The 17,777-nt window shown below is 64.6% G+C and carries 18 protein-coding genes and 1 tRNA gene; 11 read left to right on the top strand and 8 right to left on the bottom strand.

Translation table 11 applies throughout. The features are described from left to right. Positions 1-62 precede the first annotated feature (62 nt). The 4 genes from BMI87_RS11955 to BMI87_RS11940 all read left to right on the top strand — a co-directional run bounded on the left by BMI87_RS11955 (position 63) and on the right by BMI87_RS11940 (position 2,849). The gene (locus BMI87_RS11955; protein ID WP_078521732.1) at positions 63-893 is read left to right on the top strand and encodes an NAD(P)H-binding protein; all 831 of its coding nucleotides are present in this window, start codon (positions 63-65) and stop codon (positions 891-893) included. Between the two features lie 80 nt (positions 894-973). Beyond that, positions 974-1,381 (top strand): ketosteroid isomerase-related protein, encoded by a 408-nt coding sequence (locus tag BMI87_RS11950; RefSeq protein ID WP_078521731.1) that lies wholly within the window; start codon positions 974-976, stop codon positions 1,379-1,381. Then, positions 1,381-1,962, top strand: a complete 582-nt coding sequence (locus tag BMI87_RS11945; RefSeq protein WP_078521729.1) for a GNAT family N-acetyltransferase — start codon at positions 1,381-1,383, stop codon at positions 1,960-1,962. The genes BMI87_RS11950 and BMI87_RS11945 overlap by 1 nt, the downstream gene beginning before the upstream one ends. A gap of 8 nt (positions 1,963-1,970) precedes the next feature. Further along, the gene (locus tag BMI87_RS11940; RefSeq protein WP_078522112.1) at positions 1,971-2,849 is read left to right on the top strand and encodes a carbon-nitrogen hydrolase family protein; all 879 of its coding nucleotides are present in this window, start codon (positions 1,971-1,973) and stop codon (positions 2,847-2,849) included. 72 nt (positions 2,850-2,921) lie between these two features. Here BMI87_RS11940 and tnpA read toward each other — a convergent pair whose 3' ends face one another. Next, positions 2,922-3,341: an IS200/IS605 family transposase gene (gene tnpA / locus BMI87_RS11935; RefSeq protein ID WP_078521727.1), complete on the bottom strand. Its 420-nt coding sequence runs from the start codon at positions 3,339-3,341 to the stop codon at positions 2,922-2,924. A 3-nt stretch (positions 3,342-3,344) separates the two neighbouring features. Here tnpA and BMI87_RS11930 point away from each other — a divergent pair, with 3 nt between their 5' ends. From BMI87_RS11930 to BMI87_RS11905, 6 genes are all read left to right on the top strand, one after another. After that, on the top strand, positions 3,345-4,604 hold the full coding sequence (locus BMI87_RS11930; protein WP_078521725.1) for an RNA-guided endonuclease TnpB family protein: 1,260 nt from the start codon (positions 3,345-3,347) through the stop codon (positions 4,602-4,604). A 126-nt stretch (positions 4,605-4,730) separates the two neighbouring features. Then, complete coding sequence (infA, locus tag BMI87_RS11925; RefSeq protein WP_010397442.1) at positions 4,731-4,949, top strand: translation initiation factor IF-1; 219 nt, start codon at positions 4,731-4,733, stop codon at positions 4,947-4,949. Further along, positions 4,946-5,515: a nucleoside triphosphate pyrophosphatase gene (locus BMI87_RS11920; protein WP_078521723.1), complete on the top strand. Its 570-nt coding sequence runs from the start codon at positions 4,946-4,948 to the stop codon at positions 5,513-5,515. The genes infA and BMI87_RS11920 overlap by 4 nt, the downstream gene beginning before the upstream one ends. Next, a complete protein-coding gene (locus tag BMI87_RS11915; protein ID WP_078521721.1) occupies positions 5,515-6,567 on the top strand; it encodes a ribonuclease E/G in 1,053 nt (350 codons plus the stop codon). Before BMI87_RS11920 ends, BMI87_RS11915 begins: the two co-directional genes overlap by 1 nt. Next, entirely contained in the window at positions 6,564-6,755 is a 192-nt protein-coding gene (locus BMI87_RS11910; RefSeq protein ID WP_078521720.1) for a DNA gyrase inhibitor YacG, read from the top strand. The genes BMI87_RS11915 and BMI87_RS11910 overlap by 4 nt, the downstream gene beginning before the upstream one ends. A 98-nt stretch (positions 6,756-6,853) precedes the next feature. Next, a tRNA-Phe gene (locus BMI87_RS11905) sits at positions 6,854-6,929 on the top strand. A 113-nt stretch (positions 6,930-7,042) separates the two neighbouring features. Here BMI87_RS11905 and BMI87_RS11900 read toward each other — a convergent pair. The 6 genes from BMI87_RS11900 to BMI87_RS11875 form a co-directional block, all read right to left on the bottom strand. Beyond that, positions 7,043-7,747, bottom strand: coding sequence for a hypothetical protein (locus BMI87_RS11900; RefSeq protein ID WP_078521719.1), 705 nt, complete (start codon positions 7,745-7,747; stop codon positions 7,043-7,045). Positions 7,748-7,880: 133 nt separating this feature from the next. Continuing rightward, entirely contained in the window at positions 7,881-10,247 is a 2,367-nt protein-coding gene (locus BMI87_RS11895; RefSeq protein ID WP_078521718.1) for a Tex family protein, read from the bottom strand. Positions 10,248-10,428: 181 nt separating this feature from the next. Continuing rightward, positions 10,429-11,397, bottom strand: coding sequence for an ABC transporter ATP-binding protein (locus BMI87_RS11890; protein ID WP_078521717.1), 969 nt, complete (start codon positions 11,395-11,397; stop codon positions 10,429-10,431). Continuing rightward, positions 11,394-13,280, bottom strand: a complete 1,887-nt coding sequence (locus tag BMI87_RS11885; RefSeq protein ID WP_078521716.1) for a dipeptide/oligopeptide/nickel ABC transporter permease/ATP-binding protein — start codon at positions 13,278-13,280, stop codon at positions 11,394-11,396. Before BMI87_RS11885 ends, BMI87_RS11890 begins: the two co-directional genes overlap by 4 nt. Beyond that, positions 13,277-14,224, bottom strand: a complete 948-nt coding sequence (locus BMI87_RS11880; RefSeq protein ID WP_078521715.1) for an ABC transporter permease — start codon at positions 14,222-14,224, stop codon at positions 13,277-13,279. Before BMI87_RS11880 ends, BMI87_RS11885 begins: the two co-directional genes overlap by 4 nt. 76 nt (positions 14,225-14,300) lie before the next feature. Continuing rightward, positions 14,301-15,890, bottom strand: coding sequence for an ABC transporter substrate-binding protein (locus BMI87_RS11875; RefSeq protein WP_078521714.1), 1,590 nt, complete (start codon positions 15,888-15,890; stop codon positions 14,301-14,303). Positions 15,891-15,991: 101 nt separating this feature from the next. Between BMI87_RS11875 and BMI87_RS11870 the strand changes: the two genes are divergently transcribed. Continuing rightward, positions 15,992-16,699: a DUF1028 domain-containing protein gene (locus BMI87_RS11870; protein ID WP_078521712.1), complete on the top strand. Its 708-nt coding sequence runs from the start codon at positions 15,992-15,994 to the stop codon at positions 16,697-16,699. A 253-nt stretch (positions 16,700-16,952) separates the two neighbouring features. Here BMI87_RS11870 and BMI87_RS11865 read toward each other — a convergent pair whose 3' ends face one another. Next, entirely contained in the window at positions 16,953-17,708 is a 756-nt protein-coding gene (locus tag BMI87_RS11865) for a FadR/GntR family transcriptional regulator (RefSeq protein ID WP_078521711.1), read from the bottom strand. Positions 17,709-17,777 lie beyond the last annotated feature (69 nt).

Below are 17,777 nucleotides of genomic sequence, written 5' to 3'. Positions count from 1 at the left end.
TACTTCCTTTTGCGCAGTAAAGGGCGCAGCTTCCCGTAAGCGAAAGACAAAAGGAGGTCGCCATGACCATCGCCGTTACCGGAGCCACCGGCCATCTTGGCCAACTCACCCTTGCCGCACTGGCCGCGCGCGGCGCGACCGACGTGATCGGGCTTGCACGCAGCCCTGAGAAGCTGACGGGCGCCGCGCGGCGTTTCGACTATTCCGACCCCGACAGTTTCGACGCGCTGGCAGGTGTCGACACGCTGATCCTGATTTCGTCGAGCGAGGTCGGCCAGCGCGCGCCGCAGCATCGCAACGTGATCGAGGCCGCCAAGGCGCATGGGGTCGGTCATATCCTTTACACGTCTCTGCTGCATGCCGAGCGTTCGAAGATGCAACTGGCCGAGGAGCACGTGGCAACCGAGGCGGCGCTGGCCGCATCGGGGCTGAGCCACACGCTGCTGCGCAATGGCTGGTATGGCGAGAATTACGACAGCGCGATCGGCTATGCTGCGCAATCGGGCACGATCGCCGGGGCGTCGGGCGCGGGCCGGATCGCGGCAGCCGCGCGCGCGGATTACGCCGAGGCGCTGGCCGCCGTGGCGCTCGATCCCGGCTTGCAGGGCAAGACCTATGAGCTGGCAGGCGATGCGGGTTTCACCCTCGATGAGCTGGCCGCCGAGATCGCCGCACAGGCCAGTCGGGCGGTCGAGGTCTCGCACCTCTCCGAGGCCGAGTATCGCGCGTTGCTCGAGACGATGGGCCTGCCCGGCCCCTTCGCCGCGATCATCGCGGATTCGGATGCGCAGGCCGCCAATGGTGCGCTGTTCGATGACAGCCACGACCTGTCGCGGCTGATCGGTCGCCCGACCACGCCGCTGGCCGGGATCGTGCGCGCCGCCTTGGGGTGACCCGCGACGGCGCCTAACCGCGTTTGACGCGGCGTGTGGCGCGTGGCACTCAAGGCCAGACAGCTTTACGGAGAATGGCCATGCCGCGCGCCCGCACTCTCGACACGATCAGCCGCTATTACGATGCCTTCAACGCAGGCGATACGGCAGGAATGGAGGCCCAGCTGGGCGAGCCCTTCGCGCATCATGTGAACGAAGGGAAGATCCGCCACGGGATCGAGGCATTCCGCGAATTCAACAAGCATATGAGCCGCTGCTATCGCGAGCAACTGACCGACATGGTCATCATGGCCAATGACTCAGGCACGCGGGCGGCGGCGGAGTTCATCGTCAATGGCGTCTATCTGGAGACCGATGACGGGCTGCCCGAGGCGCATGGGCAAAGCTATGTTCTGCCGGCGGGGGCGTTCTTCACGCTCGACGAGGGCAAGATCACGCGCGTCGTCACCTATTACAACCTCGCCGACTGGATCGCGCAGGTTTCGTAATGGAGGTGCGGCGGCTGACCGGTGAGGCGCGATCCGCAGCGCTCGACGACGTGGCGCGGCTGCGGATCGCGGTGTTTCGGGACTGGCCGTATATCTATGACGGATCGCTCGACTATGAGCGGCAATATTTGCGGAGCTACCGGGAGAGCGATGCGGCGGTGGTTGTCGGCGCGTTCGACGGGGCGACGCTGGTCGGCGCTGCGACCGGCACGCCGTTGGAAGATCACGCCGGTGATTTCGCGGCGCCTTTCGCAGGCACCGGGCTGAAGCTTCAGGACGTGTTCTACTGCGCCGAGTCGGTTCTTCTGCCGGACTATCGCGGGCAGGGCCTCGGGCACGCCTTCTTCGACCACCGAGAGGCCCATGCGCGCGAGCTGGGGCGCAGCCATTCGGTCTTCTGCTCCGTGATCCGGCCCGACGATCATCCCTTGAGGCCCGCCGAGTATCGCCCGCTCGACGGGTTCTGGCGCAAGCGGGGCTATGCGCCGATGGAGGGCGTAATCGCGCGGTTCAAATGGACCGATCTGGGCGAGGATCAGCAGACCGAGAAGGCGCTGCAATTCTGGGGACGCACGCTGTGAGCCGCGAGGTGATGATCGCGGCAGCCGCCTATCCGCTCGACTGGTTCGAGGACTGGGCGGGCTACGCGGCGAAGGTATCCGCTTGGGTGGCTGAGGCCGCAGGGCAGGGCGCGCAGCTTCTGGTCTTTCCCGAATATGGCGCGATGGAACTCGCGAGCCTCGGCGGCGCCGAGGTCGCGGGCGATCTGGAAGCCGCGCTGATCCATGTAGCGGGCTTGCGGGCGGATATGGAGCGGCTGTTCGCAGGTCTCGCGGCGGAGCATGACGTGCATATTCTCGCCCCCTCCGGACCCGTCATCGACGGCACCAAACGCGTGAACCGGGCGAGCCTGTTCGGTCCCGGCGGGCTGATCGGGCATCAGGACAAGGCAATCATGACGCGGTTCGAGCGCGAGATCTGGCATGTCGATGCGGGCGAAGGGCTGGTGCTCTTCGACACGGCGCTCGGCAAGATCGGCGTCACGATCTGCTACGACAGCGAATTCCCCCTGCTGGCGCGCGCGCTGGCCGAGGCGGGGGCGGAGATCATCCTCGTGCCCTCCTGCACTGACACGCTCGCGGGCTACAACCGGGTGCGGATCGGTGCGATGGCTCGGGCGCTGGAAAACCAATGCGTGACCGTGCAGGCCCCCACCGTTGGCGATGCGCTCTGGTGTCCGGCGATTGATGAGAACCGCGGCACGGCTGCGATCTTCGCGCCGCCCGACGGGCTCTGGCCGGAAAGCGGGATCGTGGCCGAAGGAGCGCCCGACTCACCCGGCTGGACCTTCGCGACGGTGGACTTGGATCGCGTCGCAGAAAGCCGGACTGCAGGGACTGTTTTGCCCTACAAACATTGGTCCGAGCAGATTCAGGTGGTTGCGTTTCCTCTAATCGTTCCGAGGTAGGTTCTGCAAAGCGGGGCCGATGTCGTTTGCGGAATTTCCTTCATGGCCTCGCCGCATCGCAGAATCTTCTGACTACCCGCCTTCGCTTTGTAGGTAATGCTGTATCGCTGCTTCGGGCGGGTTGCCGAGGCTCGCAACAAAATAACTTGGCGCCCATAACCCTGCGCCGAGCAGCTTCAGCTCGGGGAAATCCCGCCTAAGACGTCTTGAGATGCTTGTCTTTACTGCATTCGCAAAAGAAGACACCGCCTCACTAGGGGGGAGGGAAAAAGAAATTTCCAAATGGTCCTCTGCGCCTGAAAACTCGAGAAGGTCGCCGTTGCGAGCGCGGCAGCGTTCAAGGGTCACATGTTTCGCGACTCTATGCATCTCACGTGACAGGGTTGATTGACGTCCTTTTGTTACCAGAACCATTTTATATGAAATGTCAAAAAAGCAATTGTTTTCATTGCTGTAGTGTTGATTTTTCATGTCTGAACCAATATTATCCATATCATGAGTTCGATCAGATCCCTTTCATTCAAGCTCTACCCCAGTCGCGCGCAACGCGACAGGCTTTGGCAAAAGCACTGCCTCCTCGTTGATCTTTGGAATGCGGCGCTTGAGGAGCGTATTGGGGCTTGGCGTCACGGTGTGCATCTTCGCCTTTCTGATCAGGAAAAGGCGCTTAAGCACATTCGAGTCGATGTTGAAAACTGGTCTGGGTGTGTCCATTCTCACGAAGCTCAGGTCGTTCTGAAGCGGCTCGATCGCGCGTTTCAGAACTTCTTTAAGCGAGTGCGGGCCGGAGAGCGTTCGGGCTTTCCCCGTTTCCGTTCGCGGCAACGGTTTCGCGGCTGGGGGTATAAGCAGCACTGTAATGGCTTTAAGGTTGAGCTGGGCCCAGGGGGGAGGCACGGGCACGTGACTCTGTTTGGTGTTGGGCGGATGCGCATGCGAGGCGTCGCAAGGACGCCGGGGCGCATTCTGAAGGCTGATGTTTTCCGTTCTGCGCGTGGGTGGATGCTCAACGTGGTGGTGGAAACCGATTGCGCGCAGCGTGAAGAGGCGCACGGGCCGGCCGCCGGACTTGACTGGGGTGTCTCCGATTTCGCAACTCTTGCGAACGAGAATGGCGAATATGAAGCGGTGGCAAACCCGCGCCATCTCCGAGGTGAGATGGAGGAGCTGGTAGAGGCGCAGCGACGCCTCTCTTCTGCCGCCAAGGCGAAAAAGGTTTCGTTGCGCTCGCTTCAACGTCATCGGAAGCAACTCGCGCGTCGCCACGCAAAAATTGCGTCTAGAAGAAAAGATTTTCTTCACAAGGTTTCTGCCGACCTGGTGGCCCGCCACCGCTTAATTGCGACTGAGCGGCTCGATGTGGGAAACATGACCCGTTCGGCGAAAGGCAGTAAGCAGTGTCCCGGCAAGAACGTTGCTCAGAAGTCTGGCTTGAACCGAGCGATTCTTGATGCGGCTCCGTCAAATTTTTTGAAAATGCTCCGATACAAAGCGGAAGAAGCTGGTGTGGAGTTTCTTGAGGCGCCGACACGCAAGCTCAGACCTTCGCAACGTTGCCCAGATTGCGGGGCCCAAAAGCGAAAAGCGCTCTCGGAGCGGCAGCATATTTGCGAATGCGGATGTTCGCTCAGCCGCGACGAAGCCGCCGCGCGTGTGCTTCTTCAATGGGGCCTGACTGAAGAGGCTCGGCTGAAATCTCTGGGCGGCGACGTAGACAAAGCGGCCGGGACGGTCGCGGATCAGGTCTCGATCTGACCCGAAACTCCCGCGAATCTCGGTAGATCGTGGGGGCAGGTTCATATTCCACTTGAATTTCGCGGCCTAGGGGCGCATTTAAACGCTCGCCCGCAGATGACGCGGGTAACCATTTATGGAGTGACCATGGCCAAGGAAGAAATGCTCGAATTTCCCGGTGTCGTGAAGGAACTCCTGCCTAACGCGACGTTTCGGGTCGAGCTGGAAAACGGCCATGAGATCATCGCGCATATGGCAGGCAAGATGCGTAAGAACCGCATCCGTGTTCTGGCAGGCGACAAGGTTCAGGTGGAAATGAACACCTACGACCTCACGAAGGGTCGTATCAACTACCGCTTCAAGTGAAGCTGATCCTCGGCTCGGCGAGCCCGCGACGGCGAGAGCTTCTGGCCCAGCTAGGGTTGGAGCCTTTTGACGTGCGCCCCGCCGATATCGACGAGACGCCGCTGAAGTGCGAGGCCGCGCGCGACTATGTCGCCCGTATGGCCCGCGAGAAAGCGATGGCGCTCGATGTGGCCGATGACGAGGTGCTGCTGAGCGCGGATACCACGGTGACCTGCGGGCGCCGTATCTTGGGCAAACCCGAAGACGAGAAAGAGGCGGCGGAGTTTCTCTGGCTGCTCTCCGGGCGTCGGCACCATGTGTTTACCGCTGTGGCTGTGCGCACGGCGCAGGGCCTGCGCGAACGGCTCGTCGATACGGTGGTGAAGTTCAAACCGCTCAGCGACGAGGACGTGAACGGCTATCTCGCCTCGGGCGAATGGCACGGCAAGGCGGGCGGCTACGCGATCCAGGGACGCGGCGGCGCTTTCGTGCCGTGGATCCAGGGATCCTTCACCGCTGTCGTGGGATTGCCGCTCGCAGAAACCGCAAACCTGCTCGCAAGTGCGGGCATTCGAGGGGACGTATAATGCAGGGGCGTGTGGTTCTGCTGGACGAGATCGCCGGTCGCGAAGCGGCGGCGCTGATGGTCGACGGCCAAATTGAAGACCTGATTATCGACACCTCCGAAGAGATCAGCTTCGCCCCCGGTGCGATCCTGCGCGGCACCATCGGCCGCCAGATGAAAGGGCAGGGCGGCGTCTTCGTCGATCTGCCCGAAGGCACGCGTGGCTTTCTGAAAGAGGTGAAGGGGCTCGCCCCCGGCCAGACCGTGATCTGCATGGTCTCTGGCGGCACCGAGCCCGGCAAGGCGCTGCCGGTGACGCTGCGCGTGCTGTTCAAGTCGCGCTACGCCATCGTCACCCCCGGCGCGCCCGGCATCAACGTCTCCCGGCGGATCCATGAAGAGGATCTGCGCGCCGATCTGCAGGCGGCGGCTGAGGCGGTGATGGAAGGCTCGGATATGGGCGTGATCCTGCGCTCTGCCGCGGCCCATGTGCCGCTCGAAGAAGTGGCCGAGGATGTTGCCGCGATGCGCGAGCTGGCCGAGGCCGTGACTAACGATACTGAAGGCGGGCCGGAGCTTCTCGTCGACGCGCCCGATCCGCATGAAGAAGCCTGGCGCGACTGGGCCGAACCCCTGCCCGACGAGGTGATCGAGGGCGGGTTCGACGACCACGGCGTCACCGACGCGATCGAAGCGCTTCTGCACCCGCGGGTCGACCTGCCGGGCGGGGCGCATCTGATGATCGAGCCGACCCGCGCCCTGATCGCGGTCGACGTCAATACCGGGAACGACACGACGCCCGCCGCGGCGCTCAAGGCGAATATCGCCGCGGCCCGCGAATTGCCCCGTCAGCTGCGTCTGCGCGGCCTCGGAGGGCAGGTCGTGATCGACTTCGCCCCGATGCCCAAGCGCGACCGTCAGGCGCTCGAGCAGCAGCTGCGCCGCGCCGTCAAAGGCGAGCCCGAGACGTCGCTGGCCGGCTGGACGCCGCTGGGCAATTTCGAGATGCAACGCAAGCGCGACCGCGTCCCGCTCGCGCGCCTGCTGCGGGGCCAAAACAGGGAGGCGAAATGAGCTGTCCGATCTGCGGCAAGGATGCCGACCCGAAATATCGCCCCTTCTGTTCGAAGCGTTGCGCCGACGTTGATCTGGCGCGCTGGCTGAATGGTTCCTACGTCATTCCCGGCGATATCGCCGAGGAAGAAGAGCGTGCGCCGGCCGGTCCCGCGGGCGATGATACGCCCCCCGGCAAGCCGCACTGAGACGTTTCGCAAGTTCGCGTAAATTTCTGCGAAATCCCTCTGGACACCCCCCGCGCCCTCGTCTAGTAACCGCTCCACCAAGACCGAAAGGTCGCAGTGCCCGGATAGCTCAGTTGGTAGAGCAGCGGATTGAAAATTCGCGTGTCGGTGGTTCGAGTCCGCCTCCGGGCACCACTAAAGTCCTCGAAAAGACAATATGTTTTGGCCCGGCTTCGCTCTGTCTTAAGCGAGGCTTGGAGCGGTTCCGTGTCGGTGAAAGCCCGTCCCCGCGCCCCGACAGGAATAACCTAGCGCGGAAACTGCGGCTTGGGCGTGCGCGCGACCTCGTCAGCAGTCGCGGTGTGATTCAGCACATAATGCGTCGCGACGACGTCGCCGATCAGCCCGGCAGCGGCTTCGGAAGCCGGATCGAAACCGCGCTCCACTGCCTGACCCAGCAGCGCCGCGTCATAGCCGGTGGCAATGAGCAGCCAAGGAAGTGGCGTGTCGGCGCCGCGCAGTGCTTGCTCGCGCGTCATCGGCGGCGGTGCAGTCGGGCGGAGCAGCTGAACGCTGGCGACGCCCGGACGATAGGCGATCTCCTGCAGCACCTCTTGCGCGATCCAGGACGCCGCAGCGTCTTCGTGCCCGGGACCGGGTTGAAAGCGGAAGGCGGTGGCGAAACCGCCCAGACCGTAGCCCTCGCTCGCCGGAATCGTGCAGAAACCGCGCATCATGCCGCGAAATCTCGGCATGATCGCACCGGTCCAGGATGTGGGGTCGTTGAGGCGGTCGAGGTAGCCCTGCGACGTCGCCACGTCGGTCCCGCTGACTTCATAGGTGACCATGTAGCGTGGCCCGCTCTCGGTCGCGATCCAGCGCGTCGCCCGCAAGAACCCGGGGACCGAGAGGCGCTCATGCAGGTGCTCATGGCTGTGCCAGTGGTCGTGGTCGGCGGTGTCGCCGTCGATGTCATAAAACAGCACCATCGCCGCATCGCTGCAAAGCGCCATGGTCCGCATCTCCCGCTTGTGTGGTTGCGCGTGACGCTATCGGCGGGGGCCGGGGAAGGCAAGTTGCGGCGCTGTTCCTGTGTCGCAGCTCACCTCTGGTAGATCCTCGATCGCTCAACCCGCTTGGCCAGCTTCAGCGCCGGTTCATCGCATCGCGCAGCGCCGCGCCGAATGCGCCATTGCCGCTGTCTTTTGCCGGCGCTTTGCCTTGGCCCTTGCCGGGCCCTTTGCCACGTGGGCCTTGCGGGCCGGGTTTGCCCCGGTCCTGACCCTTGTCCTGCCGCGCCGGGCCTTTGCCCCGCGCAGGAGCGCCGCCCTCGGATTGCTTGCGCATCGACAGGCCGATCCGTTTGCGCGGGATGTCGACCTCGGTCACACGCACGCGCACCACATCGCCCGCCTTCACCACCTCATGCGGATCCTTCACGAAGCGATCGGCGAGCTGGCTGACATGCACCAGCCCGTCCTGATGCACGCCGATATCCACGAAAGCGCCGAAGGCCGCGACGTTGGTGACGGTGCCTTCGAGGCTCATCCCCGGCTTGAGGTCTTTGATGTCCTCCACGCCATCGGTGAACTGCGCGGTCTTGAAGGTGGGGCGCGGGTCGCGGCCGGGTTTTTCCAGTTCCGCGAAGATGTCGCGAATGGTGGGCAGACCGAAATCGCCGGTGACGAATTGCTCCGCGCGCAGGTCTTTCAGAGCGGACGGTTGTCCCATGATCTCGCGGATGTCGCGGCCGCAGCTTTGCACGATCTTGCGTGCAACCGCATAGGCTTCGGGGTGGACGGAGGAGGCATCGAGCGGCTCCTCGCCATCGCGGATGCGCAGGAAGCCCGCGCATTGCTCGAAGGCCTTGGGGCCGAGCCCCGCCACCTTCATCAGCGCGCGCCGCGAGGGAAAGGCGCCGTGCGCGTCACGATGCACGACGATGGCCTGCGCCAGCGCGGGACCAAGCCCCGCCACCTGCGCCAGAAGCGGCGCGGAAGCCATGTTCAGATCGACGCCCACCGCGTTCACCGCGTCCTCAACGACCGCCTCCAGCGCCTGCGACAGACGGCGCTGATCCACGTCGTGCTGATACTGGCCGACGCCGATGCTCTGCGGTTCGATCTTCACCAGTTCCGCCAACGGGTCCTGCAGGCGCCGCGCGATCGAGACCGCCCCGCGCAAGGATACGTCCAGATCGGGGAATTCGCGCGCGGCCAGTTCCGAGGCCGAATAGACCGAGGCGCCCGCCTCCGAGACGACCACTTTCGTCGGCGCGCGCACGCCCGACGGCAGGAGCTTGAGCGTGTCGGCGACCATGCGTTCGGTCTCGCGGCTGGCGGTGCCGTTGCCGATCGCGATCAGCTCGACGCCGTGGCGCTTGACCATGTCGATGATCTTCGCCTCGGCTCCGCGCAGGTCCATCTTCGGCTGGAACGGGTAGAGCGTCGCGGTCTCCAAGACCTTGCCAGTCGCGTCCACCACGGCCGCTTTCACCCCGGTGCGGATGCCCGGATCGAGGCCCAGCGTCGCACGCGGACCGGCGGGGGCTGCCAGCAGCAGGTCGTGCAGGTTGCGCGCGAAGACCTTGATCGCCACGTCATGGGCGCGCTGGCGCAGCTCGCCCAGCAGATCGACATAGAGCGAGACCGAAAATTTCACCCGCCACGCCCACCGTGCCACATCGCGCAGCCAGAGATCGCCGGGACGCCCGGCCTGCGTGTCGAGGGTCGCTGCGATCTGGCCTATCGCGCGGTCTTCACCGGTCTCGGGATCGGGCGCGATCTCCATCGTCACGATCTCTTCCTTCGCGGCGCGCAGAATGGCGAGCGCCCGGTGGCCGGGAATGTCGGCCCATTTCTCGCGATGGTCGAAATAATCCGAGAACTTCGCGCCCGCCTCTTCCTTGCCGGGCACGACGCGCGCGGCGATGAAGGCCTCGGCGCGCATGAAGTCGCGCAGGGTGCCGAGCAGTTCGGCGTTTTCCGACAGTTCCTCGGTCAGGATGTCGCGCGCGCCGTTCAGGGCGTCCTTCACCGTGGGCACGGCCTCGGTAATGTAGCCTTCGGCCAGCGTCTCGGGCGCGGCGCTCCGGTCTTCCTGAATCGCGCGCAACAGCGGCTCCAACCCGTTCTCGCGCGCGATCATCGCCTTGGTGCGGCGCTTGGGCTTGAAGGGCAGGTAGATGTCTTCGAGCGTCGCCTTGCTTTCGGCCCGCGCGATCGAGCGTGCCAGATCGTCGGTCAGCTTGCCCTGCTCACGGATCGAATTGAGGATCGTCTCGCGCCGCGCCTCCATTTCGCGCAGATAACCCAGCCGATCCGAGAGCTGTCGCAGCTGCGTATCGTCGAGCCCCCCCGTGACCTCTTTGCGGTAGCGCGCCACGAAGGGCACGGTCGCCCCGCCATCTAGAAGTCCGATCGCTGCGGTCACCTGTGCGGGCTTCGCCGCGATATCCGTGGCGATGGTCTGCGCGATGCGGGCTTGAACGGGGGCGGAATCGGTTTGGGCCAAGGCTGTCTCCTGATGCGGTCGGGTTGCCAGCAATAGCCGCCTGCTCGGGCGGGGAAAAGGGGCAAGGCTGCGGGTAGGCGGATTGCTCCGGTCTCCGCCTACCCGCAGCCGTTCGAACAGTTTGAGGCTTCGAGCCGGGAGTCGGGCTTTCGCCGTAGCCGCACCAAGGTCCGGGCAATTGTCAGAGGGGCCCGGCAGGCAAGGGGTGGAAGCAGGCGACCCGTTGATCGTCACCGATCTGTTCGAGCGCGGGAGCTGCGTCCCGGCATGTATCGGTCGCGTAGGGGCACCGCATCGCGAATGCGCACCCGGGTGGCGGGTCGAGCGGGTTCGGCAATTCCGCGTGCCCGTCTTCGGGGTCGGACAGCGCACGCCCCACGACCGGCGCGCTTTCGGCCAGCAGCTTCGTGTAGGGGTGGCGCGGATGGGCGAAGATTTCCTCGGCCCGCCCTTCCTCGACCACCGAGCCGAAATACAGCACTGCGATCCGGTCAGAGACTGCCTCGACCACCGCCAGATCGTGGCTGATGAAGAGGTAAGTCAGGCCGAATTCGCGTTTCAGATCGGCGAGCAAGTTCAGCACCTGCGCCTGCACCGACACATCGAGCGCCGAGACGGGTTCGTCGAGGATCAGGATGCGCGCCTGCGCCGCCAGCGCCCGCGCGATGCCGATGCGCTGCGCCTGACCACCCGAGAACTCATGCGGGTAGCGGTCGAGGAAATCGGCGCGCAGGTTCACGCTGTCAAAGATCTCGAGGATGCGCTTCTCGCGTGCCTTGCGGTCCATTCCGTGCAGCAGCTTCAAGGGCGCATCCATGATCTGCCGGATCGTCTTGCGCGGGTTCAGCGAAGAGATCGGGTCCTGAAACACATATTGGATGCGCTTGCCGAACTCGGCCGGGTCGGCGTTGTCGAGCGCCGAACCCTCGATTTCGATCGTGCCGGTCGTCGCGGGCAGGAGGCCCACCAGCATCCGCGCCAGCGTGGACTTGCCGCAGCCGGATTCCCCTACGATTCCCAGCGTCTCGCCCGTCTGGACCGAGAGCGTCATCGGATGAACTGCTTTCACCCCGCCGGTGGCGCCGCCGAACAGCTTCTTGCCAACGGGAAAGGTTTTCGACAGGTCGGTGATTTGCAGGGCGATGCTCATGCGGTTTCCTCCGCGAGAGAGAGCTCGGGGTAGAGGCAGCGCACGGCGCGCGATCCAGTCCCTTCGAGCAGTATCTCGCCTTCTTTGCACGACGGTTGTGCCTTCAGGCAGCGATCGGCAAAAGCGCAGCCTGCGGGCAGCGCATCGACCGAAGGCGGCAGACCCGGGATCGCCTCCAGCTTGCGTTTGCCCGCGCCGAGTTCGGGCACGCAGGCGATTAGCCGCGCGGTGTAGGGATGGGCGGGCGCGCGCAGGATCTCCATCGTCGGACCTTCCTCGACGATCCGACCCGCATACATCACCGCCACGCGGTCGCACAGCTGGGCCACAACGCCGAAATCATGGGTGATGAAGATGATGGCGAGCCCGCGTTCGCGCCGCAGATCGTCGAGCAGCGAGAGGATCTGCGCCTGCACCGTCACGTCGAGCGCGGTGGTGGGCTCGTCCGCGATGATCACGTCGGGATCGTTGGCCAACGCCATCGCGATGCCGACGCGCTGACGCATGCCCCCCGACATCTCGTGTGGGTAGCTGTCCACGCGCTCCTCGGCATTGGGGATGCGCACGGATTTCAGCAGCTCGATGGCCTTTGCACGACCTTCGGATTTCGAGATCGAGCGATGGCTGGAGATCGCCTCCACCAGTTGATCGCCGACCTTGTAGAGCGGGTGTAGCGTCGCCAGCGGGTCCTGGAAGATATAGGCGACGCGGCGACCGCGCAGGGTTCTCAGATCGCCATAGCGCGCACCGATCATATCGCGGCCCTCAAGGCGCGCGGCCCCGCCGGTGATGACGCCGGGCGGGGAGGCGACGAGGCCCATAATCGACAGTGCCGTGACCGATTTGCCCGAGCCGGACTCGCCGATCACGCCGAGACATTCGCCGGGTTTGACCGACAGAGAGACACCAGACACCGCCTTGTAGATCCGGTCCTTGACGTGGAATTCTGTGCGCAGGTTCTCGAGGCTGAGAATGCCGTCAGTCGCGACTTCCGGCGCGGGGGTGTGTTTGCGATCCACGCGGGTCGCGGCCATCGGACGGCTCAGCGCGCCCGATTTCAGCCGCGGATCCAGCGCATCGCGCACGCCGTCGCCCAGCAGGTTGATGCTCATCACGATGATCAGGATCATGATGCCGGGAATGACCGAGGTATGCGGGTTGGTGATCAGCGCCGAGCGCGCCTCACCCAGCATGCTCCCGAGATCGGCCTGCGGCGGCTGCGAGCCGAGGCCGAGGAAGCTCAGACCCGCCGTCTCGAGGATCATCCAGCCGATCGTGGTGGACATCGCGATCACGATGACGGGTACCACATTGGGCAGGATTTCCGAGGTGATGATGCGCGCATTGGACATGCCCGCGAGCTTCGCCGCATCCACGAATTCCTTGTTGGCAAGTCCCACGGTGATGCCGCGAATGTTGCGTGCGAAGAAGGGGATGTTGACCACCGACACCGCGATCAGCGCATTCACGAGACCGGGGCCGAGAGCGGCGACGATCGCGAGTGCCAGCAGGATATAAGGGAAGGCCATCAGCATATCGACGGCGCGCATGATGATGTTGTCCGCCCGCCCGCCATAGAAGCCCGCGATGATGCCGACTGCCGCGCCCGCGACGGCGGCGAAGAGAGCGGCGGCAAAGCCCACGGCGAGCGACAGCCGCGTGCCCCACAGAAGCCGCGAGAGCAGATCGCGCCCCAGCGCATCGGTGCCCAGCAGCGCGCCATCGGAAAACGGCGGCAGGAAGCGGTTCGCGGTGTTCGTCGCATCCGGATCGACGAGCGGCAGCAGCGGCGTGATCAGCGCCAGAGCCACCACCAACCCCATCACGATCAGCCCACCCAGCGCCAGCCGGTTGCGCGCGAGAAGTTTGAAGAACGCGCTCATGTCTTGATCCTCGGGTCGAGAAGGCTCTGGGCGACATCGACGATGATGTTGAAAATGACGTAGCAGGCCGCGACGAAGACGACGCCGCCTTGGACGAGCAGGATGTCACGCTGCAAGATCGCATCGACCAGCATCCGCCCGATGCCGGGCCATTGGAACACGATCTCGATATAGACCGCGCCCGAGAGCACGAAGCCCGCCTGAATGCCGAGCACGGGGATGATCGAGACCATCGCCGCGCGCAGCGCATGGCCCCAGATCACGCGGCCCTCTTTCACGCCCTTGGCTCGCGCGGTGCGGATGAAATCCTGTCGCAGCACCTCCAGCATGGCCGAGCGCGACAGCCGCGCCACCACGCCGGTCGCCACCACGGCGAGCGCCAGCGCGGGCATCGTGAGGTGGTGGATCAAGTCGGGCAGATCGCCGCCGCCATAGATCGCATACATCCCGGAAACCGGCAGCCATTGCAGGTCCACCGCGAAGATCAGGATCATCATCATCCCGAGGAAGAAGGACGGGATCGAGATGCCCAGCAGCACCACGAAGGTGATCGCCTTGTCGGCGAAGCCATATTGACGTGCGGCCGAGACCACGCCCGCGAGAATGCCGAACACCGTGCAAAGAACGAAGGAGGTGCCCGCAAGGATCAGCGTGTTGTTGAACCGCTCCAGCACCTCGTCGATCACGGGGCGATTGAGCGAGAAGCTCTGGCCGAAATCGCCGTGGAGCATGTTCCCCAGCCAGATGAAATAGCGCGCCACCAGCGGCTGATCGAGACCTAGATCGCGGTTCAGACGCGCCACGTTCTCGGGCGTGGCATAGCTGCCCAAGATCGCGGTCGCCGGGTCGCCCGGGATCATCGCCATGATCAGGAAGACGATCACCGTGATCCCAAGGATCACCGGCACCGCCAGCAAGAGCCGTTTGAGGATATAGCTGCCCATTGGTCTCCCTTTGGGTGACGCGCAAATGATGAAAAAAGAGTGCGCGGGCCTGTCGCGGCCCGCGCACCCGGAAGGATCAGGCCTTCGTCACGTCCTTGAGGAGCAGGAAGAACGAGGGCTGCAGCGTGAAGTCCGACACTTTGTCGTTCGTCACCGCGTTCTGCTTCCAGTTCGCCACGAAGACCCAAGGCGCGTCGTCATGCACGATCTGCTGCATCTTCTTGTAGAGCTCGGCGCGCTTGGACTGATCGGTCGCGGTGCGCGCCTCTTCGAGCAGCTTGTCGACCTCGGGGTTCGAGTAATAGCCCGAGTTGAAGCCGCCCTTGTCGGGCCAGGCATCGGTGCGCAGCGCGAGATAGGGCAGGGTGTCGGGATCGTTCGTCATCCACGCCATCTCGGCCATGTCGACATGCTGGCCGTTCGAGTCGAGCCCCGGGTTCACCTTGCCGAGGAAGGTGTTCCACTCGAAGGTCTCGATTTTGGCGTTCAGTCCCACGGCTTTCAGGTCGGCCTGAATCGCTGTGCCCATCGCCACCGGGTCGAGCATCCCCGAGCCGCCATCGGTGACGTAGAAGGTCACTTCCGTGCCCTCGGCCACGCCGGCCTCTTTCAGCAGCGCCTTGGCCTTTTCCGGGTCGTAGGGGTAGGGGTCGAGGCTGTCGTCATGCGCCCAGGCGAAGGCCGCGGGCGTCGGGCCGTTGGCCACGGTCGCCGTCCCTTCGAGCACATCGTTGACGATCGCTTCCTTGTTGATCGCGTAGTTCGCGGCCTGACGGGCCTTCTTGTCCTTGAACGGCCCCTTGGCGCAATCGAGGATCAGGAACCACAGATGCGGGCCCGCCTGTTCGACGAGGTTGTAGCTGTCGTTCTGGAACTCCTTGAGCGCCACCGGGGGCACCTCGACCATCAGGTCGATCCCGCCCGCGAGCATCTCGGCCACGCGGGTATTGGCGTCCGTGATCGGGCGGAAGATCACCGCCTTGAGCGAGGTGGGCGTGTCCCAGTAATCCGGGTTGCCCTCGACCACGACGGCCTCGTTCGGGCGCCATTCCTTGAAGGTGAAGGGGCCGGTGCCGACCGGGTTGCGGCCGAAATCCTTGTCGAATTTCTTCACCGCCGTCGGCGAGACGATCAGCCCCGTCGGATAGGCGAGGTTCGACAGGAAAGGCGCATAGGGTTCTTTCAGCGTGAAGACCACGGTTTGCGGGTCTTTCGCGTCGATCGTGTCCACGCTCGAGAAGAAGAAGGCGAGCGGGAAGGGGCCGGTGTGGTAATAGGGGTGGTTCTCGTCGAGCATCCGCTCGAAGTTGAACTTCACCGCCTCGGCGTCGAAATCGGACCCGTCATGGAACTTCACACCCTGACGCAGGTGGAAGGTGTAGGTCTTGCCGTCATCCGAGATGTCCCAGCTCTCGGCGAGGGCCGGTTCGACTTCGAGCGTGCCGGATTTGTAGCGCACCAGCCCGTCATAGAGATTCATCAGAATGCGGAAGTCGTTCACGGCGGTGACCGCCGCCGGGTCGAGCGCTTTGGGCTCCGCGATCTGGCCGACGACCAGAACGCCGGGCGGGGTCGCCGCCATCGAAGGCAGACCGGTTCCCATCAGGACGCCCGTCGCCACGCCCGAGATCAGAAGACCGCGCCGCGTAAGGGTGAGTTTTGCCATAGTACCTCTCCTGTTCAGCATGGCTGATTTTTATTGGTGATGATTGCATGAGGGCAAATTATCATGATAAATGCAAGGGCGCAGATTAACGGAGTTCCGCCGTGACGGTATCAATTCTGGCATATGACGAAAAAACAGGCGTCTTTGGCGGGGCGGCCATGACCGGCAGCCTCTGCGTCGGCGGCTGGGTGCTGCGCGGCGGCGCCGAATCGGGATTGTCGGCCAGTCAGGGCACCGCGCCTTCGACGCTTTGGGGCGAGGATGTGCTGGCGAAGATGAAGGCGGGCATGTCCGCGCCTGACGCCGTGGCCGAGGTGACAGGCCCGGATACCGGACGCGCCCACCGCCAACTCGCCGCCATCGACCTTCGCGGGCGCACGGGCCATTTCACCGGCGAGATGTCGGTGCCGGTCTGCGGCGCGCTGGAAGGTCCGGGCGTTGTGGTGTCGGGCAATATGCTTGCCGATTGGTCGGTGATCGAGGCGGTGCGCGATACCTACCTCTCCACGCTCGGCGCGATGCCCGACCGGCTGATGGCCGCGCTGGTGGCAGGCGCGCGTGCGGGAGGCGACAGTCGCGGGCTGCTCTCAGCGGCGCTTCTGGTAGCATCGCGCGCGACGACGCCGCTCACTTTGCGCATCGACCGCTCCGCCAAGCCGCTCGAGGATCTGACCGACCTGCTCGCCGCCGCCCGGGCCGAGCCCTATTACGGCTGGACCCGCGTCGTGCCGACGCTCGACGATCCCTATCGTGCCCCCGATCTGGTGGAGCCCGAAGCGCTCCCGCTGCCCGAGACCGGGACGGAGTAGCTCGGAACTTGGCGCGGGGCGACCAGCCCCAGGCCGCGCCCGTCCGGCCTTCGCAAGGCTCAGGCGTTCGCCGGGGTGCCCTTCCACTGGAAAGCCCCTCTTTCCCGGCTTACCCTTCCCCACGGGAGGGCGCATTGGCGGCGTCGGCGCATGCATCACCGATTTTCGGGTTTGCGAGATAAATCGCTAAGCCACACGCGTTGCGAAGCGCCCGCCCGAGGCTCGGGCGCGGCCCTCGGCGCGAAAGCCCGTGTCACTCGGCGATGAAGCGTTTCATCACCTCGGCCTCCTGCGCTTCCATGAAGCGCTGGGCGGTGGCCATGTGGTCGGCCATGATCGTGCGGGCATCCTCGGCACGGCCCTCACGCAGCGCGGCGATCAGGGCGATCTGGTGGTTGCGCCCGCTCTCCCACAGCTCGCGATTATGGGGCGCGTAGAGTTTTCGATAGACCGTCAGGTCCGACAGGATCTGCGCCATGAAGCGGATCAGGAAGGCCAGCAGCGCATTGTCGGAATGCCGCGCCAGCACCGCGTGGAATTTCAGGGAATCCACATGCTGTTCGCGCTCTTCCTCGGGCGTGGCGGCGGGGGCGGCATATTGCGAGACCAGCGCCTCCAGCTCGGCCAGATCCGCCTCTGAGAGCTTTCCGGCAAGGCTCGCGGCCACTTCGGGCTCCAGCGCGCGGCGGATCTGGTAGATGTCGGCGACCGTCAGATCCTTGAAATAGAAGTAGTTTCCCAATAGCGCCCGGGCGCGCTCCTCGCTGACCTCGCCCACGAAGGACCCGCCGCCCGGCCCTGTGCGCGTGGTCACCAGCCCCTGCGCCTCCAGCAGCCGCATCGCCTCGCGGATCGTGCCCTTCGCCATACCGAACCGTTCGATCATCTCGGTCTCGCCGGGCAGGCGGTCGCCCTTCTTCAAGCGCTGCGCGACCACCCAGTCCTTGATCTGATCGGCCACGCGGGCGGGGCGAGAGCGCTTGGGTTCGGTGGCGGGTTTGCGGGGCATCGGATCTCTTGAGGGGAAACTCACTGGCGTTTCTCCTAGACCAATTGGCATCAAAAGAGTAGACAGCTA

The sequence above is a fragment of the Thioclava sp. F28-4 genome (assembly GCF_002020045.1).
In the GTDB taxonomy this organism is placed as follows: Bacteria; Pseudomonadota; Alphaproteobacteria; order Rhodobacterales; family Rhodobacteraceae; genus Thioclava; species Thioclava sediminum.
The sequence above is the reverse complement of the archived record's forward strand: the minus strand, read 5'-3'. Positions and strand labels throughout refer to the sequence as shown.

Excerpts from the sequence above, each read along its gene's own strand:
- BMI87_RS11950 (WP_078521731.1), top strand. The coding sequence starts at position 974 with ATGCCGCGCGCCCGCACTCTCGACACGATCAGCCGCTATTACGATGCC.
- infA (WP_010397442.1), top strand. The coding sequence starts at position 4,731 with ATGGCCAAGGAAGAAATGCTCGAATTTCCCGGTGTCGTGAAGGAACTC.
- BMI87_RS11915 (WP_078521721.1), top strand. The coding sequence starts at position 5,515 with ATGCAGGGGCGTGTGGTTCTGCTGGACGAGATCGCCGGTCGCGAAGCG.
- BMI87_RS11945 (WP_078521729.1), top strand. The coding sequence starts at position 1,381 with ATGGAGGTGCGGCGGCTGACCGGTGAGGCGCGATCCGCAGCGCTCGAC.
- BMI87_RS11910 (WP_078521720.1), top strand. The coding sequence starts at position 6,564 with ATGAGCTGTCCGATCTGCGGCAAGGATGCCGACCCGAAATATCGCCCC.
- BMI87_RS11955 (WP_078521732.1), top strand. The coding sequence starts at position 63 with ATGACCATCGCCGTTACCGGAGCCACCGGCCATCTTGGCCAACTCACC.
- BMI87_RS11885 (WP_078521716.1), bottom strand. The coding sequence starts at position 13,280 with ATGAGCGCGTTCTTCAAACTTCTCGCGCGCAACCGGCTGGCGCTGGGT.
- BMI87_RS11900 (WP_078521719.1), bottom strand. The coding sequence starts at position 7,747 with ATGGCGCTTTGCAGCGATGCGGCGATGGTGCTGTTTTATGACATCGAC.
- BMI87_RS11880 (WP_078521715.1), bottom strand. The coding sequence starts at position 14,224 with ATGGGCAGCTATATCCTCAAACGGCTCTTGCTGGCGGTGCCGGTGATC.
- BMI87_RS11875 (WP_078521714.1), bottom strand. The coding sequence starts at position 15,890 with ATGGCAAAACTCACCCTTACGCGGCGCGGTCTTCTGATCTCGGGCGTG.
- BMI87_RS11865 (WP_078521711.1), bottom strand. The coding sequence starts at position 17,708 with ATGCCCCGCAAACCCGCCACCGAACCCAAGCGCTCTCGCCCCGCCCGC.
- tnpA (WP_078521727.1), bottom strand. The coding sequence starts at position 3,341 with ATGGATAATATTGGTTCAGACATGAAAAATCAACACTACAGCAATGAA.
- BMI87_RS11890 (WP_078521717.1), bottom strand. The coding sequence starts at position 11,397 with ATGAGCATCGCCCTGCAAATCACCGACCTGTCGAAAACCTTTCCCGTT.
- BMI87_RS11930 (WP_078521725.1), top strand. The coding sequence starts at position 3,345 with ATGAGTTCGATCAGATCCCTTTCATTCAAGCTCTACCCCAGTCGCGCG.